Source organism: Sinorhizobium garamanticum (assembly GCF_029892065.1).
Lineage (GTDB): Bacteria > Pseudomonadota > Alphaproteobacteria > Rhizobiales > Rhizobiaceae > Sinorhizobium > Sinorhizobium garamanticum.
On record NZ_CP120373.1, the window covers coordinates 1391708 to 1417825 of the forward strand.

Sequence of the window (26118 nt, forward strand, 5' to 3'; positions counted from 1 at the left end):
CGGCGTATCATTCCGCTGCCATCGCCGCTGAGAGCGCCTGAAGGCAGCTTTCGATCGATGCCTGTTCGATACCGGCATAGTGATCGAACTCATTGAGGACGGCGACACCCAGATCGGCCTCGAAGCGCTTCTGGTTCGGACTTGCAACGAACTCCTGCTGGGCGCCGTCGCCGAGGTTCGACTGGAAGATACCGGCGGCACTGACCGGAAGGAAGTCCTCGTAGACGATCGGATCGAACGCAACGAGGCCGTCGGCGATCAGCGTGTCGATGTCGCGGCGTCCGGCGAGCTTCGTCTGCCGGCCCTTGTTCGTCAGAGAATAGCTGAAATAGCCGAGTCCCGCCTCACGGATTTCCGCCCAACTGTCGGGGAAGGCCCCGAAGGCCTGGGCAAGCGCTGCTTCGTATTGCTTCGCGTTGGAGCCGTCGGCGGCAGGCCGCACGATCTTGCGCGATCCGTCGAGCAGCCGGTCGTAGAGGCTGCGTCCCTTCGGCGTCAGCGCGATGCCGCGCTGTTCGATCTCGCCGAAGCGGGCGGTGTGCGAGCCGGTCTTCCATGCGCCCTCGCCGTCGCGGAAGGAGACAGGTTCTTCCAAAGCCTTGAAGGACGTCTGGCGAAGGAGGATCGCGCATTTGCGCGTCGGCGGGCCTTCGACCACGGCCTTCGGGGCAATGCCGCATTCGGGCATCAGCGCCTGGACCTTGTCGATGTCGAGCGTGCGCGGCGTCAGATGGTTGATGTGCGGCCCCTTGAAGGAGACGACGTCGGCGATCAGCCGGTGCGCGTCGTGCAGGCGCTTGTACATATCGCCGCTGACGTTGGCCTTGTCGTGCCAGCGGAAGGTTTCGAGCACCTCGGCGACGAAACGTTCGGCATCGGCCTTGTCGAGCCCGCCGTCGCGCTCGGCCTTCTCGGTGAGCTCGATCGCGCCTGCCGTGAAGATCCGGCGCTCGCGCAGAATCGCTTCCGCCTCGGCGCGCAGGGCCTCGTCGGCGATGAGCTCGAGCCTCAGCAGCGAGGTGAAGACGCGGAAGGGATTGCGCTTCAATGCGGCATCGCCGACCGGCCGGAAAGCGGTCGAATGGACCGGCACGCCGGCGGTCGAAAGGTCGTAATAGCCGACCGGATACATGCCCATGACGGCGAAGACCCGGCGCATCATCGAGAGTTCGGCCGGCGTGCCAAGGCGGATCGCCCCGTGGCGCTCCTCCGAGATGCGGTCGAGCGAGTCGGTCGCTTCCAGGCGGTCCCTCAACATCGTGTCCGCCGCCAGCGTTTCGGTGTTGACCTTCGCCACCAGTTTCATGAGCGTGCCATAGGCCGGCACCTCTTCGCGGTACATGACCGACATGGCGGCGGAGAAAGCCGAGCGGATCTCGTCGGCGGATACGAAACTATTTTCTTTCACTGTGGCTCGCCTCGCGCTAAGGGTGACGGACAAGGTCATTCTTATTTCTGATCATATCCGAACGAAGCAGCGTTGGATCGCGCTGCTTCTGACTATGTTGATGCGAGGCTGGAATGAAGTTAAGCCGACGACTGGTTCCTGACGTGACGACGCTGCAGGCCTTCGAATGCGCCGCGCGCCACGGCAGCTTCACTCAGGCCGCGGCCGAGCTCAACCTCACGCAAAGCGCCGTCAGCCGACAGATCAAGGACCTCGAAACCCAGCTCGGCGTCTTGCTCTTCGAACGCGTGCGTCAGCGTGTCATCCTTTCCGACGCCGGGCAGAAGTTTTTGCCGGAAGTCCGGCGGCTGCTCAATCAGACCGAGGAATTGATGGTGCGTGCTATGGCGTCGGCGCGCGCCGACTCGACGCTCTCCATCGCATCGCTGCCGACCTTCGGCAGCCGCTGGCTGGTGCCGCGCCTGCCCGATTTCCTGAAGCGTCATCCAGGCACCGTTATCAATATTGCCTCGCGCTCGGCGCCGTTCGATTTCGACGAGCAGAATTTCGACCTGGCGATCCACTACGGCCAGCCGGTCTGGGCGCGCGCAACCTGCAGCTACCTCTGCAGCGAAGTCATCGTTCCGGCTGCCAGTCCATCACTCCTCACGGCCAATCCGGTCGAGGCGCCGGAGGATATCGGTGGCGGCCCACTCCTCCACCTCGCCACGCGCCCCAAGCTGTGGGCACATTGGTTCGAGACAAACGGGGTGGACGGACACGGCGCCTACCGCGGCAACCGGTTCGACCAGTTCTCGATGGTGATCGAAGCGGCAACCGCAGGTCTCGGTTTTGCCCTTTTGCCTCGCTATCTGATCGAGCAAGAACTCGCAGCAGGCACGCTGCGGATCGTTCTCGATCGACCGATGCAGACCGAAAACAGCTATTATCTCGCCATTCCGGAGGGCAAACGTGAAAACCCGATCAGCCTCGCCTTCAGGGAATGGATTGTCGAACAGGTTGGTTGAGTTCGACCCGACGCGGACCGCCTGAAGCGGGACCTTTTTCGGCGGCTTCGCGTTTCGTGCCGCCATGCCGCAACACGACCAGGAAGGGGCTGACTTGACAGGAACGTTCATCGAACCGGCGGGAGTGCGCGCGGTGGTCCGCTTTCTCCAGTTCCGGGCTTGCCCAATTCGTCTGAACCTGCGCTCGCAATCCTTGCAAGCTGCTGACACTGTGGCTAAAAAATGCCATTTTCATGCATCACGCGGCCGTGAAATCCAACGCGCCGTCGGCTTTGCGATCTCCGATGCCCAAGTCCCAGGCGGCGGCCGCTTCCGGCGCCTTCCCGCCTTCGGGAGGATGAAGGCGGATGGGAGGACACATGAACGTGTCTAGAAACGCTCCGACGCCGCTTGGACCATCAGGGCCGCAATCGGCCTGGCCGAACAACGAAAGCCGGGCCGATCAACCCCGGTTGGAATCAGAAACCGCAGCCATGCTCCTTCAGAACAAGCCGTCCCATTCACCGCGCGACCCCGAAGCGAAACAAATCGATTATAACGATTCGATTCGCTCGACCTATTTCTCGATCGACGACCTTCGGCAATGCGGTGAGAATCTCGCCCTGAAGGGCGCTTCGTCGCTGCCCGGTTTCTTTTCGTTCGATTTCCGCGCGCGGCATCGCGAAAACGAGAAGGAAATCCTCCGTGTCTATCGCGCGACGGCGGCCGACGTCGAAGCCGGCGCCTCGATCACGCCCGCGGCCGAGTGGCTGCTCGACAATCACCATGTCGTCGAGGAGGCGATCCAGGAAGTCCGGCGCGATTTTCCGCGCAGGTTCTATCGCCAGTTGCCGACGCTTTCGGTATCGGGTGTCGTCATCCCGCGCACGATGGCGCTGGCCTGGCTCTATGTCGCCCACACCCACAGCATGGTTTCGCGGGAAAACGTCACCGCGATGGTCGAGGGTTTCCAGCAGCATGAAACCTTCAAGATCGGCGAGTTGTGGGCGTTGCCCTCGATTCTGCGTTTCGTGCTGATCGAAAACCTGCGCCGGATCGCCATCCGGGTCGAGCGCTCGCGCGGCATGCGGCAGAAAGCGAACGAGATCGCCGACCAGATCGTGCGCCTGAACGATCCCGAAAGGTGCCGGACGCTGCTCGCGGAATCGGAGTCGCTCTCCGCCGACAACACGTTCATCGCACAACTTCTCTATCGCATGCGCGACGGCTCCCAGACGTCGGGCGCGGTGATTGGCTGGATCGAGGAACGGCTCGAAAGGCGCGGCACAGACGTCGAGGAGGCGCTGGTCGCCGAGCAGAACCGCCTGGGGTCCGGCAACGCGACGATGAGCAACATCGTCCGCAGCCTACGCGAAATCGACGATACGGATTGGGCCGTCTGGTTCGAAAGCGTCAGCAAGATCGACGCGACGCTTCGCGAAGGCTCCGACTATGCCTCGCTCGATTTCGGCTCGCGCAACAAGTACCGCGACACGATCGAGAAACTGGCGCGCCGCTCCGGTCACAGCGAGCATGAAGTCACCCAGATCGCCATCGAGATGGTCGAGGAAGCAAGGGCGGCCGCGGCTGTCGAAGCGCCGTTGCAGGAGCCGAATGTCGGCTCCTTCCTGGTCGGCATGCAGTACAAGGAGCTGGAGAAGAGGATCGGCTATTCGCCGTCTCCGCTCCAGCACATCATCCGCTTCGGCCGCAAGCTGGGCTGGTTCGCGATCGCCGGACCGAACATTCTCCTGACCATTCTCGCGATGGTCGCCGTCTACGCCTTCGTCAGCCCGATGGAAATTCCAAACGGCGCCAAGCTGATCATGCTGCTGCTTTTCGCGCTGCCGGCCTCGGAAGGCGCGATGGGGCTGTTCAACACGCTGGTCACGCTCGTCGTCAGACCGTCGCGGCTCGTCGGCTACGAGTTCCTCGACGGTATCCCGGCGGATGCCCGCACGCTTGTCGTCGTCCCCTGCCTGATCGCCAAGCGCGACCATGTCGACGAGCTGGTGCGCAATCTGGAAGTCCACTATCTCGCCAACCCGCGCGGCGAAATCTATTTCGCCCTGCTCAGCGACTGGGCTGACAGCAAGTTCGAGGAAACGCCCACCGACATGGACGTTCTCGAATATGCGAAGCGCGAAATCGCCGAGCTCTCGGCGCGCTACGCCTATGACGGCAAGACGCGCTTCTTCTTGCTGCATCGCCGCCGGCTCTTCAACGAGGCCGAGGGCGTCTGGATGGGATGGGAGCGCAAGCGCGGCAAGCTCCACGAGCTTAACCTTCTGCTCCGCGGCGACCGCGACACCTCGTTCCTGCCGGGCGCCAACACGGTTCCGGACGGCGTCCAGTACGTGATGACGCTCGATTCCGACACCCGCCTGATGCGCGACGCGGTGACGAAGCTGGTCGGCAAGCTCTACCATCCGATCAACCGGCCGGTCGTGAACAAGAAGCAGGAAGTGCTTACCGGCTACAGCCTGCTGCAGCCGCGCGTGACGCCGTCGCTCACCACGGGCAGCGAGGCTTCCGCCTTCCAGCGCATCTTCTCGATCCACCGCGGCATCGATCCCTATGTCTTCACGGTCTCCGACGTCTATCAGGACATCGTCGGCGAAGGCAGCTTCACCGGCAAGGGCCTCTATCATGTCGATGCCTTCGAGGCGGCGCTGAAGAGCCGGATCGAAGAGAATGCCGTGCTCAGCCATGACCTGCTCGAAGGGTCCTATGCGCGTTGCGCGCTCGTCACCGATGTCGAGCTCGTCGAGGACTTCCCGACCCGCTACGAGGTGGAAATGTCGCGCCAGCATCGCTGGGCGCGTGGTGACTGGCAGCTGCTGCCCTATATCTTCAATCCCTCGAACGGCCTGTCTATGCTCGGTCGCTGGAAGATGTACGACAACCTGCGCCGGTCGCTCATCCCGGTCGCCTGGCTCGTCGCCTCGGTCATGGGCTGGTACTACATGGAGCCGACCGAGGCGCTCATCTGGCAGATCGTGCTGATCTTCAGCCTGTTCGTCGCACCGACGCTCTCGCTGATCAACGGGATCATGCCGCGGCGCAACGACATCGTCGCGCGGGCGCATCTGCATACGGTGCTCTCGGATATCCGCGCCGCCAACGCCCAGGTGGCGCTCCGCATCGTCTTCATCGCCCACAATGCCGCAATGATGGCGGATGCGATCGTTCGTTCAATCTACCGCACCTTCGTCAGCCGCAAGCTGATGCTCGAGTGGCGGACCGCGGCGCAGGTTCAGAGCGCCGGCCACGGCTCGATCGGCGATTATTTCGGCGCGATGTGGACGGCGCCGGCCCTGTCGGTCATTTCATTGGCGCTTGCCGCGGTGTCCGATACCGGACTGCCCTTCATCGGCATCCCCTTCGCGCTCATTTGGGCAGCTTCGCCCCTGGTTGCGTGGTTTGTCAGCCAGTCTGCCGAGACCGAGGACCAGCTGGTCGTGTCGGATGAAGCGATCGGCGAGATGCGCAAGATCGCCCGGCGCACCTGGCGCTACTTCGAAACTTTCGTGACCGCCGAGCAGAACTACCTGCCGCCGGACAATTTCCAAGAAACGCCGCAGCCGGTGCTGGCGGAGCGTACGTCGCCCACCAATATCGGCGTCTATCTCCTCTCGGTGATGTCCGCGCGCGATTTCGGCTGGATCGGTTTCGAAGACACGATCACGCGGCTGGAGCAGACGATCGCGACGATCGACCGTATGCCCAAATACCGCGGCCATCTCTTCAACTGGTACCGGACGCGATCGCTCGAAACGATGGAGCCGCGCTATGTCTCGTCGGTCGACAGCGGCAACCTCGCCGGCCACCTGATCGCGGTTTCGTCGATGTGCCGCGAATGGGCCGAGGCGCCCTCCGCCCATGTCCAGGGCAGTCTCGACGGCATCGGCGATGTCGCCGCCATCCTCTCGGAGGTGCTGAACGAACTGCCCGATGATCGCAAGACCGTGCGGCCGCTGCGCCGCCTGATCGAGGAGCGCATCACAGGCTTCCAGAATGCGCTTGCCGCGGTCAAGCGCGAGCATGAATTCGCATCGATCCGCGTGATCAACCTGGCAGTGCTTGCGCGCGACATGCACAAGCTTGCCGCCAACCTCGATCACGAGGTACGCACTGCCCAGAGCGCCGAGGTGGAGAAATGGGCGGGTTCGCTCGTTTCCACCTGCGAGGCGCATATCGCCGACGGCGTCTTCGACCTCGGCGCGATCGAGGCACTGCGCAAGCGTCTCATGGTGCTCAAGGAGCGCGCACGCGATATCGCCTTCTCGATGGATTTCGGCTTCCTGTTCCGGCCGGAGCGGCGGTTGCTTTCCATCGGCTACCGCGTCAACGCCAACGAGCTCGACGAGGCTTGCTACGATCTGCTTGCCTCCGAAGCACGGTTGACGAGCCTTTTTGCGATCGCCAAGGGCGATCTGCCGACGGAGCACTGGTACAAGCTCGGGCGCCCGATCGTACCGGTCGGCGCGCGCGGCGCGCTCGTCTCCTGGTCCGGTTCGATGTTCGAATATCTGATGCCGCCGCTGGTCATGCAGGAGCGGCAGGGCGGCATTCTGAACCAGACGAACAATCTGGTGGTGCAGGAGCAGGTCAATCACGGCCGGCGCCTCGGGACCCCGTGGGGCATTTCGGAAGCCGCCTTCAACGCGCGCGACCATGAGCTGACCTATCAGTACACCAACTTCGGCGTGCCCACGCTCGGCCTGAAGCGCGGCCTCGGCCAGAATGCGGTGATCGCGCCCTACGCGTCGATCCTCGCCTGCATGTACGATCCGAAGTCTGCCCTCGCCAATCTGGCGCGGCTCAGGGAGGTTGGTGCTCTCGGCGCCTACGGCTTCCATGACGCCGTCGATTTCACGCCGACGCGTGTTCCCGAAGGGCAGAAATGCGCGGTGGTGCGCAACTACTATGCCCACCATCACGGCATGTCGGTCGCGGCGGTCGCGAACGTGGTGTTCAATGGGCGACTGCGCGAGTGGTTCCATGCCGATCCGGTGATCGAGGCGGCCGAACTGCTGCTGCAGGAGAAGGCACCGCGCGATATTCCGGTGATGAATGCCCGGCGCGAGCCGGAATCACTCGGCAAGGGCCAGGCCGATCTCCTCAGACCGGAAGTCCGCGTCATCGAGGATCCGCTGACGCAGGACCGCGAAACGGTGTTCCTGTCGAACGGGCATTATTCGATCATGCTGACCGCGACCGGCGCCGGCTATGCGCGCTGGAACGGCCAGTCGGTCACGAGGTGGAAGCCGGATCCGGTCGAAGACAGGACGGGTACGTTCATCTTCCTGCGCGACACCGTCACCGGCGACTGGTGGTCCGCCACGGCCGAACCGCGCCGGGCGGCAGGCGAAAAGACCATGACCCGTTTCGGCGACGACAAGGCGGAATTCGTCAAGACCGTCGGTGATCTCACAAGCGAAGTCGAATGCATCGTCGCGACCGAGCACGATGCGGAAGGCCGCCGGGTAATCCTGCTCAACACCGGCACGGAGGACCGCTTCATCGAAGTCACGTCCTATGCGGAGCCGGTGCTGGCGACGGACGATGCCGACAGCGCGCATCTCGCCTTCTCCAAGATGTTCGTGCGCACCGAGATCAGCCGGCAAGGCGATGTCATCCGTGTCTCGCGCAACAAGCGCGGCCCGGGCGATCCGGACATGGAAGTTGCGCATCTCATTACCGACAATGCTGGCAGCGACCGCCACACCCAAGTGGAAACCGACCGTCGGCGCTTCCTGGGGCAGGGCCGCACGCTCGCGGAGGCGGCGGCTTTCGATCCCGGCGTTACCCTTTCGGGAACGGGAGGCTTCACGCTCGATCCGATCATGTCGCTTCGTCGCGTCGTGCGCGTTCCGGCAGGCAAGAAGGTGAGCGTCATCTTCTGGACGATCGCCGCGCCGAACCGCGAGGCGGTCGACCGGGCGATCGATCGCTACCGGCACCCGGAAACCTTCAATCATGAACTGATCCATGCCTGGACGCGCAGCCAGGTGCAGATGCGCCATGTCGGGGTGACGTCGCAGGAGGCGGCAAGCTTCCAGATGCTTGGCCGCTACCTTGTCTATCCGGACATGCAACTTCGTGCCGATACGGCGACGGTCAAGTCGGGACTGGCCTCGCAGGCGGCGCTGTGGCCGCTGGCGATCTCCGGCGATTTTCCGATCTTCTGCCTGAGGATCAACGACGACGGCGATCTCGGCATCGCGCGCGAGGCGCTGCGTGCGCAGGAATATCTGAGGGCGCGTGGCATCACCGCGGATCTCGTCGTCATCAACGAGCGGGCGTCCTCCTATGCCCAGGATCTGCAGCACACGCTCGATTCAATGTGCGAAAACCTGCGGCTGCGCGGCCTTTCCGACGGTCCGCGGCAGCACATTTTCGCCGTGCGCCGCGATCTGATGGAGCCTGAGACCTGGTCGACGCTGCTATCGGCCTCCCGCGCCGTCTTCCATGCCCGCAACGGCACGATCTCCGACCAGATCGCCCGCGCCACGGCGCTTTATTCGAAGCCTGCCGCGAAAACCACCGAGAGCACCCAGATGCTGCTGCCGGTGATCCAGGAGGCGGGCGAGCGTCCTGCAGCCGAAATCAGTGGCGACGGCCTGGAGTTCTGGAACGGCTTTGGCGGCTTCGCGGATGAAGGGCGTGAATATGTCGTGCGGCTGCGCGGCGGCGAAGCGACACCGCATCCGTGGATCAACGTCATTTCCAACGAGCACTTCGGCTTCCACGTTTCCGCCGAGGGCTCGGCGTTTTCCTGGAGCCGCAATTCGCGCGACTACCAGCTGACGCCGTGGACCAACGATGCGGTGACCAACCGGCCGGGCGAGGCGATCTTTGTCCGCGACATGGCGAGCGGCTCGGTCCTGACGCCTTATGCCGCGCTTTCGCGGCGCAAGTCGGTCGTGTTCGAAGCCCGGCACGGGCTCGGCTATTCGAGCTTTGCGAGCACCCAGGACGAACTCGAAATCGAGGCGGTTCACACCGTACACAGGACCTTGCCGGCAAGATTGGTGCGGCTCTCGATCCGCAACCGCAGTGCCTCGGCGCGGCAGGTGCGGATCTACGGCTATGCCGAATGGGTCCTCGGCAACAATCGTGGCCGGATGGCTCCGTTCGTCCTGCCCGAATGGCAGGACGATGTCCAGGCGCTTGTCGCGACCAATCCGTACAGCCTCGACTATGCCGGGCGTTCGGCGTTCCTCGCGATCGACGCGCAGGTCGCCTCCTATACGGCGAGCCGGCGGGAGTTCCTCGGCCAGGCCGGCGGAATTCTGGCGCCGCAAGCGGTCATCGCGGGTGCTGCATTGACCGGTTTCACGGAGACGGACGGCGACGCCTGCGCGGCCCTTTCGTCCGATCTCGTCATCGAACCGGGTGCCGAGCGGCAGATCACCTTCTTCCTCGGCGACGCTGACAGTGGCGAACAGGTGCAGTCGATTCTTACCGAATTGCGGGGAACCGCCTTCGACACGACGCTCAAGGCGGCGAAAGCATTCTGGAGCGAATTCACCGGCGTCGTGAAGGTTGAAACGCCCGACAGATCCTTCAACCACATGGTCAACCATTGGCTGCCCTACCAGAGCCTGGGCTGCCGCATCATGGCGCGCTCGGCCTTCTACCAGGCAAGCGGCGCCTACGGCTTCCGCGACCAGTTGCAAGATACGCTTGCCTTCCTCGTTCATCGGCCGGAGCTCGCGCGGGAGCAGATCCTCAACGCGGCCGCGCGGCAGTTCGTCGAGGGCGACGTGCAGCACTGGTGGCTGCCCGGTACCGGTGCCGGCGTCCGCACCATGATTTCCGACGATGTCGTCTGGCTCGCCCACGCGGTCGCGCATTATTGCGCCGTTACCGGCACCACGGACATCCTCGGCGAGAAGGTGCCGTTCATTGTCGGGCCCGCCCTCGAAGAGGGGCAGCACGACAGCTTCTTCAAGCCCGAGAGCGCGGACGAGACGGCCGATATCTACGAGCATTGCGCCCGCGCACTCGATCTCGCGATCAAGCGGACCGGGGCGAACGGTCTGCCGCTCATTCTCGGCGGCGACTGGAACGACGGCATGAACCGGGTCGGTATTGCCGGGGAGGGCACGAGCATCTGGCTCGGCTGGTTCCTGGCCGGTGCGTTGCGTGCCTTCCTGCCCTATGCTCGCAAGCGGAAGGATGAGCCGCGCGCCAAGCTTTGGGAGTCGCATCTCGAGATGCTGAAGGAAGCGCTCGACGGTGCAGGTTGGGACGGCGATTACTATCGCCGCGGCTACTACGACGACGGCACGCCGCTCGGATCCGCCGAGAACGTCGAGTGCCGGATCGATTCCATCGCCCAGTCGTGGAGTGCGCTCTCCGGTGAAGGCGAGGCGGAACGCTCCAGGCACGCAATGGACGCGGTGATGGCGGAACTCGTCGATCCGGAAAAACGGATCGTGCGACTGTTCACGCCGCCGCTCGAAAAGACGCAGCAGGACCCGGGCTACATCAAGGCCTACCCGCCGGGCGTGCGCGAAAACGGCGGCCAGTATACGCATGCGGCCACCTGGGTCGTGCTCGCCTTTGCCGCTCAGGGGCGGGCGGAAGAGGCGTGGCGGACGTTCCAGATGCTCAACCCCATATCGCATGCGCTCAGCCGCGACGATGCCGAGCATTACAGGGTCGAGCCGTATGTCGTCGCCGCCGATGTCTATGGCGAGGGCGAACTCGCGGGGCGTGGCGGCTGGACCTGGTACACCGGCTCGGCCGGCTGGCTCTACCGCGCGGGCGTCGAGGGCATACTCGGCATCCGCCTAAAGGGTAAGAAGCTGGTGATTCGGCCCGTGCTTCCGGCGGACTGGGCAGGCTATTCCGCCGAGGTCCGGGTGAACGGCACCACACACCAGATTTCTGTGGGCCGCGATTCAAAAACTGGTGAACCGATCGTCAGCGTAAATAATAGTGTCACAAAAAACGCTCATGAAGGGATTTTGCTGTAACCGCCGGAATTGAGCATGGGAGGAAACCGGCTTTGTACCAGACGGGCAAGGCCGGTTTTCTTTTGCCGCTCAGTTTCAGCCGCGACCCCTACAGCGGCGCGCGTCTTATCAGACGCGCAAAGGACGCTGTAGCACTTCGAATTGCTGCATGTTCACATCCTTAAATCGGCTACGATCTAAGGAAACATGCAGTGTTCAGGATCGCGCTTCATCGACGGTGCCGAAAGCCTCTCGGAGGTCGCCAGAGCGCGTTTTCGGCATCCTGTTTTCAACAGGGGTGGGGCGGGGCGCCAAATCCCGGATACCAGACCGCATGCTGCAAACGACATTTGGCAAGGACTCGATCAAGGCTGCCGGCTCGGATCACGACGATCCCGGCTCCAACCAGTCCAAGATCAGCGTTCGTCGTCCTGTGCCGGTTACCGAACGCGATACACGCCTCGACGTCTTTCGCGCGCTCTGCCTGCTGACGATCTTCATCAACCACGTCCCAGGCCAATATCTCGAATATCTGACGCACAAGAACATCGGCTTCTCGGACTCTGCCGAGGCCTTCGTACTGATCTCGGGCCTGGCGGTGGGTGCCGCCTATGGCGGAAAATTCGTCGCCGGCGCAAGGCTCGCCCTGACCTTGAAGATGTGGCGGCGTGCGCTGACGCTCTATGTCGCGCATATCATGACGAGCGTCGTGACGCTGGCGATTTTCGCGGGCGGCGCGCTCTATTTCGGCCGCCAGGACCTGATCGGCGAAATCAACATCCGGCCGATCGTCGAGCAGGCGGAGCAGGGCATCGTCGCGATGGTGCTGCTTGGCCATCAGCTCGGCTACAACAATATCCTGTCCCTCTATGCGGCGCTGTTCCTGATGCTGCCGGGTATCCTGTGGCTGAATGCGGTGGGGCGATGGCTGCTGCTTGCGCTATCGGCCGCGCTGTGGCTCGCCGCCGGCTGGTTCAAGCTGGTGCCGTCCAACTTCCTCGACGAAGGCTACTGGTTCCTCAACCCCTGGTCCTGGCAGTTCCTTTTCGTCATCGGCATTCTCGCCATGAGCCACGTGCGCGCCGGCGGGCGCCTGCCACGACACTGGTTGCTGATCGGGGTTTCCGCCGCCTATCTCACCGTCTCGGCCTTCTGGGTCCTGTTCTCCTGGTGGAACATCGACTTCTCCTTCGGGCTGCCGGCGGTGCTCACCGGCTTCGACAAGACGTTCCTTTCGCTGACGCGGCTCCTGCATGTGCTGGCACTCGCCTATCTCCTGGCGATCACCCCTGCCGTCAACCGGTTGACCCGGCTTGAGAACAGCCATCCCCTGGTGATGATCGGCCGGCATTCGCTGGCCGTCTTCATCTTCGGAACGATCCTTGCGATGGCGTGCCAGGTGCTTCTCTTCGTCACCGGCCGCGACCCGATCATGGGCTCGCTCTTCGTCATCGCCGGCATCGGGCTCCACTTCGTCTATGCCTATTACCTCGAGTGGTTGAAGGAGGTGGCGGTCGCGAAGCCGCTCAGGGCCGCGTGAGAAGTTTGCGGGCGCCCCTCACACTAACCCTCTCCCCGCGCGGGGAGAGCCGGCAGGCGGATGAGGGGATTGGGTGGGATGACGGGGCGGATTTTCCGCGATCGCGCGCAGGCGGGTTTTCGCGCTGAAGCGCAAGCGCGTTTAATCGGCCTCGTTACCTTCATGGGTGACCAGATACCCGCCTCCAAGCTGAGATTGGAGAGCTTCACACAAATGTCGCCCCTCATCGAGGAACGCTTGTTCTACGGGCTCAGATTCAAAGCCGGACTTGGTCGGATCATCAAGGTCGAGTGTCTCGTCGAATTTTGCGGCCCACGAATTTAGACGAAGAACCAAATCTTCCGGGATCGGAAGCAGCGCCGGATCAACATTCCCAACGGCTTCACCGGCGTTCTCCCAGAGGGGAAAGCAATGATAGTCGGGCATCAATTTAAGCGTCTTCATTGTTGTTCCTGCTGGCTTGATTCGGCGGCCGGATATAGTTCTCACTTCCGAGAGCAAAGCAGCTCCTGTCTTTTGTGACCCTTCCCATTGTTTGGCCCATTGTTTGGCCCACGCCCCGGAAGATCATCAAATGAAAATGCCCCGGAAAGGTCCGGGGCATCTGTTCGCGGAAGACGGTAAGTGTCACGCTGCGGTAAGGCTCTTGCGGACATCCTCGTCCGTGAGGATCCCGCTGGCGCGCAGCAATGCGGCGAAGCGGCCGTTGCTGTGGCTGAGCTCGTTAAAGCCGCCCATTTCAACGACCCGGCCCTGATCCATGAAGATCACTAGGTCGGCCTCGCGCACCGTCGAAAGGCGGTGGGCGATGATGAACGTGGTGCGATCCTTGCGCAGCGAATCGATCGCGTCCTTCACGCGGGCCTCGGTCTCGACATCGAGCGCGCTCGTCGCCTCGTCGAGCACCAGGATCGGCGCGTTCTTGAGGATCGCGCGGGCGATTGCGACGCGCTGGCGTTCTCCACCCGAGAGCCGGTTGCCGCGTTCGCCGACCATCGTGTCGTAGCCATTGAGGCGGTCTTCGATGAAGTCGCTCGCGGCGGCCGCTTCCGCGGCGGCCATGATTTCCTCGATCGAGGCATCCTCGCGGCCGAGGCGAATGTTGTCGCCGATCGAGCGGTTCATGAGGCCCGCATCCTGGAAGACCGTGGCGATCGACCGGCGCAGCGACTTGCGGGTGACCGTCGAGATATCGACCCCATCGATCAGGATCTGGCCGTGCTTCGGTTCATGGACCCGCTGCAGCAGATTGACGAGCGTCGTCTTGCCGGCGCCGGTCGGTCCGACGATGGCGACCGTCTGGCCGGCCTTCGCCGTAAAGGAGACATTGCGCACGCCCTGGGCGGAGTTCGCGAAGTCGAAGGAGATGTCGCGGAATTCCACCTCGCCGACAACGCCCGTCAGTTCCTTGGCGCCGGCCGGCTCCTCGCGTTCGCGCACCGAATCCTCGAGCTGGTAGAAGTCCTCGAGCTTGGCGCGCGCCTCGAAGATCTGCGTGGCGAAGGCCTTCATCTGGTCGAGACGGCCGATCAGCAGGTTGGCGAAGCCGATGAATGCGACCACCTCACCGACGCCGAGTTCGCCGCGCTGTACGAGGATGGTGCCGATGACGAGGACTGCCATCATCGAGATGGTCGAGGCCATGCGGTTGAGCGCGCTTGCCAGTGCCCACCAGTCGAGCACCGGGTACTGGGCCGACAGGAGACGATCGGTGAACTTCTTCAGCTCGCGCGTTTCGGCTTCGATGCGGTTGTAGCTGTGCACCACCGAAACGTTGCTGATCGCGTCGGAGACGTGGGAGAAGACCGTATGGTAATGGTTCTCGACCGTAGCCTGACCATCCTTCGTCCGGTTCATCACGACCTTGCTGATCGCCACATAGGCTGCGCCGAGAACGACGAGGACGAGCGACAGGCGGAGGTCCATCACGAAGGCGGTCGGCACAAGCAGGACGAGCGCCACGGCCGTCGACAGGTGCTGCCGCATGAATTCGAGCCAGAGGCCGAAGAGCGTCTCGCAGGCGCGCAGCAGGGTGTGCAACGCGTTGGAGGTGCCGCGCTGGCTATGCCAGGAAAGCGGCATGGAGACGATCCGTCCGAAGGCTTCGGTCAGGAGCGTCGCCCGGCGGCCATGCGCAAGCCGGTCGGCCTCGCGGGAGACCAGCACGAAGGCGATCGTGTTGAAGACGCCGAAGGCCGCCCACAGGAAGAGCATCGGCGCGACGTCCTTCTGCGACGAGATCGCGTCGATGATGCGGCCAAAGAGAATCGGCTCGGCAATCGTGATGATGGCGAGCACGATGTTGGCGATGACGATCGCCCCGACGCGGAATTTGTGAACGGTAAGATACTGAAGGGCTCTTGTATACACTTGGAACAAAGACACTGTCTCACCCCTTCTGGGCATCGGATGTTGCGCCGCAGCAATGCTTCGATGCGGCAGTGCATTTGCGCCTCTGGCGATCCGGGGTGGCGGAATTCTTGCCACCGTGCCGGGCCGTCAAAGCCCCACTGGGCGGCCTTGTGAAATCGCTGCCGAAAACGTGGAGGCTAAACCCTGCCGACTGCGGGAAGATCCGGTGCCAAGGGAGGATTGGCGGGGATAATCCATAGTCCGCTATCTTTATGCCTCCACTCCGATATTTTGCAGGTTTCGTGCAAGACCGGGCGTGATAAGAAGAATTATCGCGGTTGCAACATGAATGGCTTCTGAACGGAGCGTTCATGTGAGGATCTCAAGCGCTGCGCCCGTCGCATTCTCGACCTGAAGGTGTTCCATGAATATCACGTTGCTCGTACAGTTTCTGGCGCTCCTGGAGGAGATGAAGACGCGCGAGGAGATACTGCCCGAGTTTGAACGGCTGCTCGATCGTTGCGGTTTCGACTTCTACGGTGTCGTGCGCCAGCCGAAGCCCAATGAGAACCCTCTGAGGCTGCTCCTTGCCGGCCGCTGGCCGGACGGCTGGCCGCAAATCTACATCCGCAAAAAATATGTCGTCATCGATCCGACGATCCGCTATCTCGGCCATGCCCAGCGCGGATTCCGCTGGCGCGACACGCTTGCGGCCTTCCGCTCGGATCCACATCGCAAGCGCATGGAAAGCATGATGGTCGAGGCGCGCAATCACGGCCTCTTCGACGGTTATATTTTCCCGGTGCACGGCCGGCGCGGGCTGATGGGCAACCTCACTGTCGGTGGCCGCGTGGTGGACCTCAGCCCGGTCGAATTGAGCCTCTTCGACGCGATCGCCAAGAGGCTCTTCTGGAAGCTGCTGGAGCTCACCGATCCGGAGATCATGGCCGAGCTCATCTCGCGCGTCGAAGTGCAGATGACGCGGCGTGAAATGGAGGCGCTGAACTACCTTGCCGACGGCATGACATCGAACGACATCGGCAAGGTCCTCGACATATCGAGCCACACGGTCGACTGGTACATGAACGGCATTCAGGAAAAGCTGAAGGCGAAGAACCGCCATCACGTCGTCGCCATCGCCTTCCGTCTTGGCCTTATTTCCTGAACGGAATCCGTTCCCGATCAATTCTTAAAGGTAAGAGCGGTGCGCGCGCGGAAAGCCGCTTACACTTTTCTTTGCGCGTCTGATTGGACGCGCGGCGCTGTAGTGTCGCATCTGAAATTGCACTTCATTCATTGACTCGCTAAAACTTCATTTCGCGGGTGCAGCATTCCCGCGTTTTCAAGTCTTGAGGAGTCCGACTTGCCCATCTCTAAGATCCTTGTTGCCAACCGTTCCGAAATTGCCATCCGCGTGTTCCGCGCTGCCAACGAACTGGGACTTAAAACGGTCGCGATATGGGCTGAGGAGGACAAACTGGCGCTGCACCGCTTCAAGGCGGACGAGAGCTACCAGGTCGGGCGCGGCCCGCATCTGGCCCGCGATCTCGGCCCGATCGAAAGCTATCTGTCGATCGACGAGGTGATCCGCGTCGCCAAGCTATCCGGCGCCGACGCCATTCATCCGGGCTACGGCCTGTTGTCCGAAAGCCCGGAATTTGCGGAAGCCTGCGCGGCCAACGGCATCACCTTCATCGGCCCGAAGCCGGAGACGATGCGCCAGCTCGGCAACAAGGTGGCGGCGCGCAACCTGGCGATCTCGATCGGCGTGCCGGTCGTGCCGGCGACCGATCCGCTGCCGGACGACCCGGCCGAGATCAAGCGGCTCGCCGAGGAAATCGGCTATCCGGTGATGCTGAAGGCCTCCTGGGGCGGCGGCGGCCGTGGAATGCGGGCGATCCGCGATCCGAAGGACCTGATCCGCGAGGTGACCGAGGCGAAGCGCGAGGCGAAGGCCGCCTTCGGCAAGGACGAGGTCTATCTCGAAAAGCTGGTCGAGCGCGCCCGCCACGTCGAAAGTCAGATTCTCGGCGACACCCACGGCAACGTCGTTCACCTCTTCGAGCGCGACTGCTCGATCCAGCGGCGCAACCAGAAGGTAGTCGAGCGTGCGCCGGCGCCTTATCTTACCGCCGCGCAACGCCAGGAGCTTGCCGCCTACTCGAAGCGGATCGCCGAGGCGACAAACTATATCGGCGCCGGCACCGTCGAGTATCTGATGGATGCCGACACCGGCAACTTCTACTTCATCGAGGTCAATCCGCGCATCCAGGTCGAGCACACGGTGACGGAAGTCGTCACCGGCATCGACATCGTCAAGGCGCAGATCCACATCCTCGACGGCTTTGCCATCGGCACGCCGGAATCGGGCGTTCCGAAACAGGAGGACATTCGCCTCAACGGCCATGCGCTGCAGTGCCGCATCACCACCGAAGATCCGGAGCAGAACTTCATCCCCGACTACGGCCGCATCACCGCCTATCGCGGCGCAACCGGTTTCGGTATCCGGCTTGATGGCGGCACGGCCTATTCCGGCGCGGTGATCACCCGCTACTACGATCCGCTGCTCGAAAAGGTAACGGCCTGGGCGCCGAACCCGGACGAGGCGATAAAGCGCATGATCCGTGCGCTGAGAGAGTTCCGCATCCGCGGCGTCGCGACCAACCTCACCTTCCTGGAAGCGATCATCAGCCACCCGTCCTTTCAGGACAACTGCTACACCACCCGCTTCATCGACACGACGCCGGAACTGTTCCAGCAGGTCAAGCGCCAGGACCGCGCCACCAAGCTCTTGACCTATCTTGCCGACGTCACGGTCAACGGCCATCCGGAGGCCAAGGGCCGGCCGAAGCCCAGCGACGACATCGCCGCTCCCGTGGTGCCGTTCATCAATGGCGAGGCGAAGCCAGGCACCAAGCAGCTCCTCGATGAGCTCGGACCGAAGAAATTCGCCGAATGGGTCAAGGCGCAGCCGCAGGTGCTGCTGACCGACACGACGATGCGCGACGGCCATCAGTCGCTGCTCGCCACCCGCATGCGCACCTATGATATCGCCCGCATCGCCGGCACCTATGCCCGGGCGCTGCCGAACCTCTTCTCGCTCGAATGCTGGGGCGGCGCGACCTTCGACGTGTCGATGCGCTTCCTCACCGAGGATCCGTGGGAGCGGCTGGCAATGGTACGCGAGGGTGCGCCGAACCTGCTCCTGCAGATGCTTCTGCGCGGCGCCAACGGCGTCGGCTACAAGAACTATCCCGACAATGTCGTAAAATACTTCGTCGCCCAAGCGGCCAAGGGTGGCATCGACGTCTTCCGCGTCTTCGACTGCCTGAACTGGGTGGAGAACATGCGCGTCGCAATGGACGCGGTCGCCGCAGAGAACAAGATCTGCGAGGCGGCGATCTGCTATACCGGCGACATCCTGAATTCTGCCCGGCCGAAGTACGATCTGAAGTACTACACGGCGCTTGCCGCCGAACTGGAGAGGGCCGGCGCCCATATCATCGCCGTCAAGGACATGGCAGGCCTTTTGAAGCCGGCAGCGGCCCGCGTGCTGTTCAAGGCGCTGAAGGAAGCGACCGACCTGCCGATCCACTTCCACACGCACGACACGTCGGGCATCGCCGCCGCGACCGTTCTTGCTGCGGTCGAATCCGGCGTCGATATCGTCGACGCGGCGATGGATGCGCTTTCCGGCAACACCTCGCAGCCCTGCCTCGGCTCGATCGTCGAGGCGCTATCCGGCACCGAGCGTGATCCGGGCCTCAATCCGGAATGGATCCGGCGCATCTCCTTCTATTGGGAGGCGGTGCGTCATCAATATGCGGCGTTCGAAAGCGACCTCAAGGGGCCGGCCTCGGAAGTCTACCTGCATGAAATGCCGGGCGGCCAGTTCACCAACTTGAAAGAGCAGGCCCGCTCGCTCGGGCTCGAGACCCGCTGGCACGAGGTGGCGCAGGCCTATGCGGACGCCAACCAGATGTTCGGCGACATCGTCAAGGTGACGCCGTCCTCCAAGGTGGTCGGCGACATGGCGCTGATGATGGTTTCCCAGGACCTGACGGTGGCCGACGTCGAGAACCCGGCGAAGGACATCGCCTTCCCGGAATCGGTCGTTTCGATGCTCAAGGGCGACCTCGGCCAGCCGCCGGGCGGCTGGCCGGAAGCCCTACAGAAGAAGGCGCTGAAGGGCGAAGCGCCCTATACGGCCGTGCCGGGCTCGTTGCTGCCGCCAGCCGATCTCGACGCGGAGCGCAAGAGCATCGAAGAGAAGCTCGGCCGCGAGGTCACCGACTTCGAATTCGCCTCTTACCTCATGTATCCCAAGGTCTTCACCGACTACGCGCTCGCCGCCGAGACCTACGGCCCGGTTAGCGTGCTGCCGACGCCCGCCTATTTCTACGGCATGACGCCGGGCGAGGAGCTCTTCGCCGACATCGAGAAGGGCAAGACGCTGGTCATCCTCAACCAGGCGCAGGGCGAGATCGACGAGAAGGGCATGGTCAAGATGTTCTTCGAACTGAACGGCCAGCCGCGCTCGATCAAGGTGCCGGACCGCAACCGCGGCGCCTCCGCGGCCATCCGGCGCAAGGCGGAAGCCGGCAATGCCGCCCATCTCGGCGCGCCCATGCCGGGTGTCATCTCGACAGTCGCGGTCGTAACCGGCCAGCCGGTCAAAGCCGGCGACGTGCTCTTGTCGATCGAGGCGATGAAGATGGAAACGGCGCTGCATGCCGAGAAGGACGGGGTGATCGCCGAAGTCCTGGTCCGCGCCGGCGACCAGATCGATGCGAAGGATTTGCTGATCGTGTTTGGTGGTTGACTCAGTTACAGGCATAGCAACGCCGACCGGCTCCTCACAAAAGGGGCCGATCCGCCTAACCTGAGCCGAGGTACCGCATGAGTGAGGTATTCGAGGGCGGCTGCCAATGTGGGCATTGCCGTTACCGCATCGCGGGAAAATCGTTATCGCTGTTTGCCTGCCATTGCCGCGAATGCCAGAGGCAGTCGGGCAGCGCCTTTGGCATGGCGCTATGGATTCAACACTCTGAAATCACACTTCTGTCCGGCAAGCTCGCTTCATGGACACGCGAGACCCCGAGCGGCCGGCACATGATGTGTGAGTTCTGCCCTGAATGCGGCACTCGCCTCTTCCACCGCCAGGAGAACCGGCCCGATATGATCAGCATCAAGCCCGGAACGCTCGACGACACCTCGTCCCTGGCTCCCGTGGCCCATATCTGGCTAGACAGCGCGCAGCCTTGGAGCGGAATAAACAGCGAGTGCCTTCAATATCCGGGCAATCCGGAGCACTTTGGACTGCTGTTTGATCGTTGGGACGAGCGCCGGGAAGCCGCTAAGCCAGCTTGAGGGAAGCAAGGGCGGGAGCGCACCGGCCGTTACTCTGCACCTGTCTGACGACGTTTGCTCCTGTCAGTCTCTTCCCGCTCGCGTCGTCATCCTCGGGCTTGACCCCTGGGAGGACAGGCGCGCCCCTCCGCAAATAACAACGCCGCGGGAGCGGCATCCTTGCGTCTGGATCCTCGGGAAGCCCGAGGATGACGGTGGAGAGGGGGCGTGGCGTGCGTAGCAGCGCAACTGGCAGTCCGCTTATTCGAGCCTCGCTCAAATATCATAGCTCATCGGTGCACTCAGTGACGCAATGAACTTCTTCGTGCGCTCGCGCTCGGGCGTCGAAAAGATCTTGCGCGGCGGGCCGCTTTCGACGATGACGCCGCCGTCGAGGAAAATCACGTGATCGGCGACGCGCGAGGCGAGGCGAAGGTCGTGGGTCGCCATGATCATCGTCGTGCCCTCGCGGGCAAGCCGGCTTAGGACTTCGACCACTTCCTCGGCGAGCTCCGGGTCGAGCGCGGAAGTCGGCTCGTCGCAGAGAAGGACGCGCGGGGACGGCGCGAGCGCCCGGGCGATCGCCACGCGCTGCTGCTGGCCGCCGGAAAGTGTCGACGGCCAGGCATCCGCCTTGTGCGCCATGCCGACCTTTTCCAGGAGTTCGAGTGCACGGGCGCGGGCGCGGTCGGCCGGCCATTTGAGAACCGTGACAAGACCCTCCATCACGTTGCCGAGCGCGGTCTGATGGGGAAAGAGCTGAAAATTCTGGAACACCATGCCGGTTTGCCGGCGCAGCTTTTGTATCGCCCTCCAGCCGACCGTGCGGTGAGGGGCGAACTCCAGTCGCTCGTCGCCAAGCCGGATCGCCCCGTGTGTCGGGATCTCCAGCAGGTTCACGCATCTGAGCAGCGTGCTCTTGCCGCCGCCGGATGGGCCGACCAGCGCCGTTACCGTGCCTTCGGCCATCGTCACACTGATTCCCTTGAGCACCAAATTGGTGCCGAAGCGCTTTTCGATGTCGGTGAGTTCGATCATGCGCGCGCCTCCAGGAAACCGCCATAGCGGGCGAAGCGGCGCTCCAGCTTCACCTGGAGGGCCGATAGTACGGAGCTCATGGCAAGGTAGATCAGCGCCGCCTCGATATAAAGGATCAGTGGTTCATAAGTGGTTGCGACGATGCGCTGCGCCGTCTGAAAGAGCTCGGGCACGGTGATGGCTGCGGCGAGCGAAGTGTCCTTCACCAGCGAAATGAACGTGTTCGAGAGCGGCGGGATTGCGACCCGGGTCGCCTGCGGCAGGATAGTCCGTCGCATGACCTGGCTCCAGCTCATGCCGATCGAATAGGCCGCTTCCCACTGGCCGCGCGGCACGGAGGAGATCGTGGCGCGGATGATTTCAGATGTATAGGCACCGATGTTGAGCGTGAAGCCGATCAACGCAGCGGGAAATGCATCGAGCAATATGTTCATGCTCGGCAGGCCATAGAAAATGACGAAGAGCTGGACGAGGAGCGGCGTTCCGCGGATCACCCAGACATAGAACCGCGCCACGGCGACGAAGGGAGCCGGTGCGAAGAGACGGACGAGTGCGGTGACAAGTCCCAGCAAAATCCCGAGGGCGAAGGAAAGCAGCGTCAGCGGGACCGTGAAGATCAGCCCGGCCCAAAGCAGGGTCGGCAGCGATTCCGCCATCAGGTGAAGCCAGTTGGGCAAGGGGAAGCCTTTCAAAAAGCGCGATCCGCTCCGGGGGGGCGGAACGGATCGCGATTCATAGCCGAGAAAGGCCGATAGAAAAACCGATCGGCCTGCCTTTTGGGCGAACTTACTTGGAGACGTCGGCGCCGAAATATTTCTGCGAGATCTTGTCGTAGGTGCCGTCAGCCTTGATCTCGGCAAGCGCCTTGTTGATCGCGGCCAGCAGCTCTGGCTCGTTCTTGCGGATGATGATGCCGGAATAATCCGCGTCGGCCTGTTCGGCGGCGATCTTCACGTTCGCGTCCGGCTTCTGCTTCTTGAAGTCGAGGAAGGACAGGCTGTCGTTGATCGTCGCGTCGGCGCGGCCCGTCAGCACGAGCTGGATCGACTGGTCGAAACCGTCGGTGCCGACGAGCTCGGCGCCCGAGGCTTGAGCGAGCTTGCCGAAATTGCTGGTCAGCGACTGGGCGGATTTCTTGCCCTTGAGATCGGCGAAGCCCTTGATCTCCTCGTTGTCGCCCTTGACGATCAGCACGGCCTTGGAGGCGATATAGGGTTCCGAGAAATCGTACTTCTTCTTGCGCTCTTCGGTGATGCCGACCTGGTTGATGACCGTGTCGTAGCGGTTGGCGTCGAGGCCGGCGATCAGTCCGTCCCACTTGCCTTCAAGGAATTCGGCCTTGACGCCGAGGCGCTTGGCAACTTCCTGGCCGATTTCGACATCAAAGCCCACCAGCGCGCCGCTGGCATCGTGATAGGTGAAGGGGGCATAGGTGCCCTCGGTGCCGATTTTCAGAACGCCGGCAGACTTGATCTGATCGAGGTTCGATTCCGCATGGGCGGGAGCGAAGGCGGCGATTTGCAGCAGGGCGGCGGCGAAAAGCGTCGGAAGGAATTTCATTGTCTTGTTTTCCATCTTTTGTTCTCCGGCCCGTCGTCCGGATTGCGGCGAGATTCGCATAAAACCGGGCGCATCTGAGCGCATAAAACACCAATTCATCCGGCTTTCGATGAAGATTTTTTCCCAAACAGACCGAAATCTCATCGAAAACACTCCGTTGGTGAATGTGCTGGTTCAATCGAAGTTCCAGGAGCGGGTGAAGTTCCTCGCGCGGTAGCAATTGAATTCTCCACGAAAGACTGGTATTCACGTTTCAACCGATTCATGCACGTTTATGCACGATTTGAAATATGGCCACGGACCTGCTGCTGCGCGAGAGAAAATTCCTGATCCAGGAACGGCTGAAAACCGACGGCCGTGTGCTGGCCGCCGATCTAGCGCGTGAATTAGGCGTCTCGGAAGACACGATTCGTCGCGACCTGCGCGAGATGGCTGCCGCGGGCCTGTGTGAGCGCGTTTATGGCGGAGCCTTGCCGCTCGCGCCGATGGCCGGTTCGCTCAGCCAGCGCGCCTCGCTCGCCCCGGAGCGCAAGGCGGCGCTTGCGCGGGCCGCGGTCGGCTTCATCCGTGAAGGCATGACGGTTTTCCTCGACGCCGGTTCGGCCAATCTGGCGATTGCCGAGGCGATCGAGCCGGACCTTTCGGTGACGATCGTCACCAACACGCCGCTCATTGCGGCTGCCCTGATGGACAAGGCGGGCGTGGAACTCATCCTTGTCGGCGGGCCGCTCGACCGCGCGGTCGGCGCAGCCGTCGGCGCGCGGGCGCAACGCGATGCCGAGCTTCTCCGCCCCGACCTTTGTGTTCTCGGTGCCTGCGGCGCCGACCCGGAAGCGGGACTGACAGCCTTCCATTTCGAGGACGCGGCGTTCAAACGTCTCATCGCCTCGCGAAGCCGCTCGGTCCTCGCCGCCATTACAAGCGACAAGCTCGGGACCGCCGCGCCACATGCGGTCATCGGCATCGAGGGAGTGACGACGTTGGTTCTCGAGGCCGATGCGCCCGAAGCCGCGATCGCCGCCCTCCGCGCGCGCGGAGCCGATGTCGTCCTGGCGAAGGGGCCGGCCCGATGAATGTCGCGCATATCGCTCTCTGGACGAAGGATATCGACCGGATCGCCGCCTTCTGGACCGATCTCTTCGACGCCAGAGTCGGCGAGATCTATGAAAGCAGCCGCCGTCCCGGTTTCCGCTCGCGTTTCCTGACGCTTGGCGGCGGGCCATCGATCGAGGTGATGGAGGGGCCGTGGCTTGCTCCTCATGACGCGGCGGCGGTGGAACGCGCCGGCTATGCGCATCTCGCCCTTTCGCTGGGCAGCGGCGAGGCGGTGGACGACATGGCGGACCGGGCTGAGAGAAAGGGCATTCTCGTTTCGAAAGCCCGTTGGACGGGTGACGGCTTCTACGAGGCCGTGATCCGAGATCCCGACGGCAATCGCATCGAAATCACCATTTGAGCCGGACGGTTCCGGCCGCGGGAAGGTTACTCATGGATCAGCGAACGGATCAGCGCAAGCAAACCGCCTCTCAGGGCCATGTCCGGCACCGTTACATGTCGAAGAACCGGCTTGCCGTATCGCTCCTGTTCCTGATGAACGGCTTCGTCACCGGCAGTTGGGCGCCGAAGATTCCGGAGTTCAAGGACCGGCTCGGCATCGGCGAGAGCGTGCTCGGCCTCCTGATCCTGGTCTTCGGCATCGGCTCGCTGGTGCTGATGCCGATCGCCGGCGGCTTCATTGCCCGCGTCGGCTCGCAGAAGGTGGTGAAGGTGACGGCGATCATTCTGTCGCCGCTGCTGCTGCTCCTGACACTGGCCCCGAATGTCTGGACGGCGGCGATCGGCATGTTCCTGCTTGGCGGCTTCGTCGGCGCCATGGATGTGGCGATGAACGCCAATGCGGTCGAGGTCGAAAGGTCGATGCGCCGCGCGATCATGTCCTCCTGCCACGCCTATTGGAGCCTCGGCGGGTTGATCGGCGCCGGCATCGGCGGCTTCCTGATGGCGCGCTTCGGCGTGCTGCCGCACGTGCTAGTCGTCACGGTCCTTTCTCTGGCATTTCTCGCCGTCGCCTGGCCGATGATCCTCGCCGACCAGCCTCATCCGTCAGCGACGAGGGAGAAGCTGCGCCTGCCGCTCACGCCCCTTCCCTGGCTGATCGGCATCATGGCCCTGTTCTCGATGGTGCCGGAAGGCACGGTGCTCGATTGGGGCGCACTCTATCTGCGCAACGAGCTCGGCGCTTCCGTCGAACTCTCGGGCTTTGGTTTCGCCGCCTTCTCGGCAACGATGGCCGCGATGCGTTTTGCCGGGGACCATGTCCGAGATCTGCTCGGGGCGAAGCGGACCTTGCGTATCTGCACGGTGACGGCGCTCGTCGGCATTGTGCTTGCGGGCCTCGCGCCAAATGCGTTGGTGGCAATTCTCGGCTTCGCAATCGCCGGGATCGGTATCTCCAATATGGTGCCGATCGCCTTTTCAGCCGCTGGCAACATGCCGGGGCTGCAGCCCGGCATCGGGCTCTCGGTCGCGACGTTCATGGGCTATTCCGGCATGCTCTTCGCGCCGTCACTGATCGGCTTCGTGGCCGAGCATTCGGGCTTTGCGATCATCTTCATGTCCGTTCCCGCGCTCTTCATCGTCGTGCTCCTGCTCTCGCATCACGCCGTCCATGCGGATCACGGGAAAGGACATTAGGATTGCGCGGGGTGCGGACACGCACGTTTTCTTGCCCGCTCAACAGTGCGAGAAAGGCCCTTCATCCCGCTGCCGCAACCTTCCCCCGCAAGCAGGGAGAAGGGGCGTGTCGCCGGGCGCCGGCAGACGGGTTGAGGGGCCAATCGCCTGCCCAGACGGTCGCCTGCCATCAATTCGCCGTCAGCGCGTGATGTTGCCGTTGACAAGCAAGCTTTCCTCCGC

Annotated in this window: 15 protein-coding genes; 9 read left to right on the top strand and 6 right to left on the bottom strand. The window is 63.0% G+C overall.

Annotated elements, in window-relative coordinates; translation table 11 throughout:
- Positions 1 to 7: 7 nt before the first annotated feature.
- On the bottom strand, positions 8 to 1408 hold the full coding sequence (gene hglS / locus PZN02_RS06520) for a 2-oxoadipate dioxygenase/decarboxylase HglS (RefSeq protein ID WP_280660786.1): 1401 nt from the start codon (positions 1406 to 1408) through the stop codon (positions 8 to 10).
- A gap of 113 nt (positions 1409 to 1521) precedes the next feature.
- Between hglS and PZN02_RS06525 the strand changes: the two genes are divergently transcribed.
- The 3 genes from PZN02_RS06525 (at position 1522) to PZN02_RS06535 (ending at position 12903) form a co-directional block, all read left to right on the top strand.
- Positions 1522 to 2415 carry a LysR family transcriptional regulator gene (locus PZN02_RS06525; protein WP_280660787.1) on the top strand — a complete coding sequence of 298 codons (894 nt, stop codon included), beginning with the start codon at positions 1522 to 1524 and terminating at the stop codon, positions 2413 to 2415.
- Between the two features lie 359 nt (positions 2416 to 2774).
- Complete coding sequence (ndvB, locus tag PZN02_RS06530; RefSeq protein WP_280660788.1) at positions 2775 to 11384, top strand: cyclic beta-(1,2)-glucan synthase; 8610 nt, start codon at positions 2775 to 2777, stop codon at positions 11382 to 11384.
- A 313-nt stretch (positions 11385 to 11697) separates the two neighbouring features.
- Complete coding sequence (locus PZN02_RS06535; protein ID WP_280660789.1) at positions 11698 to 12903, top strand: OpgC family protein; 1206 nt, start codon at positions 11698 to 11700, stop codon at positions 12901 to 12903.
- Between the two features lie 141 nt (positions 12904 to 13044).
- Here PZN02_RS06535 and PZN02_RS06540 read toward each other — a convergent pair whose 3' ends face one another.
- The gene (locus PZN02_RS06540; protein WP_280660790.1) at positions 13045 to 13347 is read right to left on the bottom strand and encodes a hypothetical protein; all 303 of its coding nucleotides are present in this window, start codon (positions 13345 to 13347) and stop codon (positions 13045 to 13047) included.
- 183 nt (positions 13348 to 13530) lie between these two features.
- Positions 13531 to 15288, bottom strand: a complete 1758-nt coding sequence (locus tag PZN02_RS06545; protein WP_280660791.1) for a glucan ABC transporter ATP-binding protein/ permease — start codon at positions 15286 to 15288, stop codon at positions 13531 to 13533.
- Between the two features lie 391 nt (positions 15289 to 15679).
- Here PZN02_RS06545 and PZN02_RS06550 point away from each other — a divergent pair, with 391 nt between their 5' ends.
- From PZN02_RS06550 to PZN02_RS06560, 3 genes are all read left to right on the top strand, one after another.
- Entirely contained in the window at positions 15680 to 16420 is a 741-nt protein-coding gene (locus PZN02_RS06550; RefSeq protein WP_280660792.1) for a helix-turn-helix transcriptional regulator, read from the top strand.
- A 198-nt stretch (positions 16421 to 16618) separates the two neighbouring features.
- A complete protein-coding gene (gene pyc / locus PZN02_RS06555) occupies positions 16619 to 20077 on the top strand; it encodes a pyruvate carboxylase (protein WP_280660793.1) in 3459 nt (1152 codons plus the stop codon).
- A gap of 77 nt (positions 20078 to 20154) precedes the next feature.
- Complete coding sequence (locus tag PZN02_RS06560) at positions 20155 to 20625, top strand: GFA family protein (protein ID WP_280660794.1); 471 nt, start codon at positions 20155 to 20157, stop codon at positions 20623 to 20625.
- Between the two features lie 255 nt (positions 20626 to 20880).
- Here the strand turns inward: PZN02_RS06560 and PZN02_RS06565 are convergent, their stop codons facing one another.
- The 3 genes from PZN02_RS06565 to PZN02_RS06575 all read right to left on the bottom strand — a co-directional run bounded on the left by PZN02_RS06565 (position 20881) and on the right by PZN02_RS06575 (position 23202).
- Positions 20881 to 21642, bottom strand: coding sequence for an amino acid ABC transporter ATP-binding protein (locus tag PZN02_RS06565; RefSeq protein WP_280660795.1), 762 nt, complete (start codon positions 21640 to 21642; stop codon positions 20881 to 20883).
- Positions 21639 to 22319, bottom strand: a complete 681-nt coding sequence (locus PZN02_RS06570; RefSeq protein WP_280660796.1) for an amino acid ABC transporter permease — start codon at positions 22317 to 22319, stop codon at positions 21639 to 21641. Before PZN02_RS06570 ends, PZN02_RS06565 begins: the two co-directional genes overlap by 4 nt.
- A 109-nt stretch (positions 22320 to 22428) precedes the next feature.
- The gene (locus PZN02_RS06575; protein ID WP_280661405.1) at positions 22429 to 23202 is read right to left on the bottom strand and encodes an amino acid ABC transporter substrate-binding protein; all 774 of its coding nucleotides are present in this window, start codon (positions 23200 to 23202) and stop codon (positions 22429 to 22431) included.
- Positions 23203 to 23492: 290 nt separating this feature from the next.
- Here PZN02_RS06575 and PZN02_RS06580 point away from each other — a divergent pair, with 290 nt between their 5' ends.
- The 3 genes from PZN02_RS06580 to PZN02_RS06590 are packed head-to-tail and all read left to right on the top strand — an operon-like array spanning position 23493 to position 25896.
- Positions 23493 to 24275: a DeoR/GlpR family DNA-binding transcription regulator gene (locus PZN02_RS06580; protein ID WP_280660797.1), complete on the top strand. Its 783-nt coding sequence runs from the start codon at positions 23493 to 23495 to the stop codon at positions 24273 to 24275.
- Positions 24272 to 24658, top strand: coding sequence for a VOC family protein (locus tag PZN02_RS06585; RefSeq protein WP_280660798.1), 387 nt, complete (start codon positions 24272 to 24274; stop codon positions 24656 to 24658). Before PZN02_RS06580 ends, PZN02_RS06585 begins: the two co-directional genes overlap by 4 nt.
- 32 nt (positions 24659 to 24690) lie before the next feature.
- Complete coding sequence (locus tag PZN02_RS06590) at positions 24691 to 25896, top strand: MFS transporter (RefSeq protein ID WP_280660799.1); 1206 nt, start codon at positions 24691 to 24693, stop codon at positions 25894 to 25896.
- The last annotated feature ends 222 nt before the right edge of the window (positions 25897 to 26118 follow it).

Coding starts and splice junctions, on each gene's coding strand:
- PZN02_RS06525 (WP_280660787.1), top strand. CDS start 1,522: ATGAAGTTAAGCCGACGACTGGTTCCTGACGTGACGACGCTGCAGGCC.
- ndvB (WP_280660788.1), top strand. CDS start 2,775: ATGAACGTGTCTAGAAACGCTCCGACGCCGCTTGGACCATCAGGGCCG.
- PZN02_RS06535 (WP_280660789.1), top strand. CDS start 11,698: ATGCTGCAAACGACATTTGGCAAGGACTCGATCAAGGCTGCCGGCTCG.
- PZN02_RS06540 (WP_280660790.1), bottom strand. CDS start 13,347: ATGAAGACGCTTAAATTGATGCCCGACTATCATTGCTTTCCCCTCTGG.
- PZN02_RS06550 (WP_280660792.1), top strand. CDS start 15,680: ATGAATATCACGTTGCTCGTACAGTTTCTGGCGCTCCTGGAGGAGATG.
- PZN02_RS06560 (WP_280660794.1), top strand. CDS start 20,155: ATGAGTGAGGTATTCGAGGGCGGCTGCCAATGTGGGCATTGCCGTTAC.
- PZN02_RS06565 (WP_280660795.1), bottom strand. CDS start 21,642: ATGATCGAACTCACCGACATCGAAAAGCGCTTCGGCACCAATTTGGTG.
- PZN02_RS06575 (WP_280661405.1), bottom strand. CDS start 23,202: ATGAAATTCCTTCCGACGCTTTTCGCCGCCGCCCTGCTGCAAATCGCC.
- PZN02_RS06580 (WP_280660797.1), top strand. CDS start 23,493: ATGGCCACGGACCTGCTGCTGCGCGAGAGAAAATTCCTGATCCAGGAA.
- PZN02_RS06585 (WP_280660798.1), top strand. CDS start 24,272: ATGAATGTCGCGCATATCGCTCTCTGGACGAAGGATATCGACCGGATC.
- PZN02_RS06590 (WP_280660799.1), top strand. CDS start 24,691: ATGGATCAGCGAACGGATCAGCGCAAGCAAACCGCCTCTCAGGGCCAT.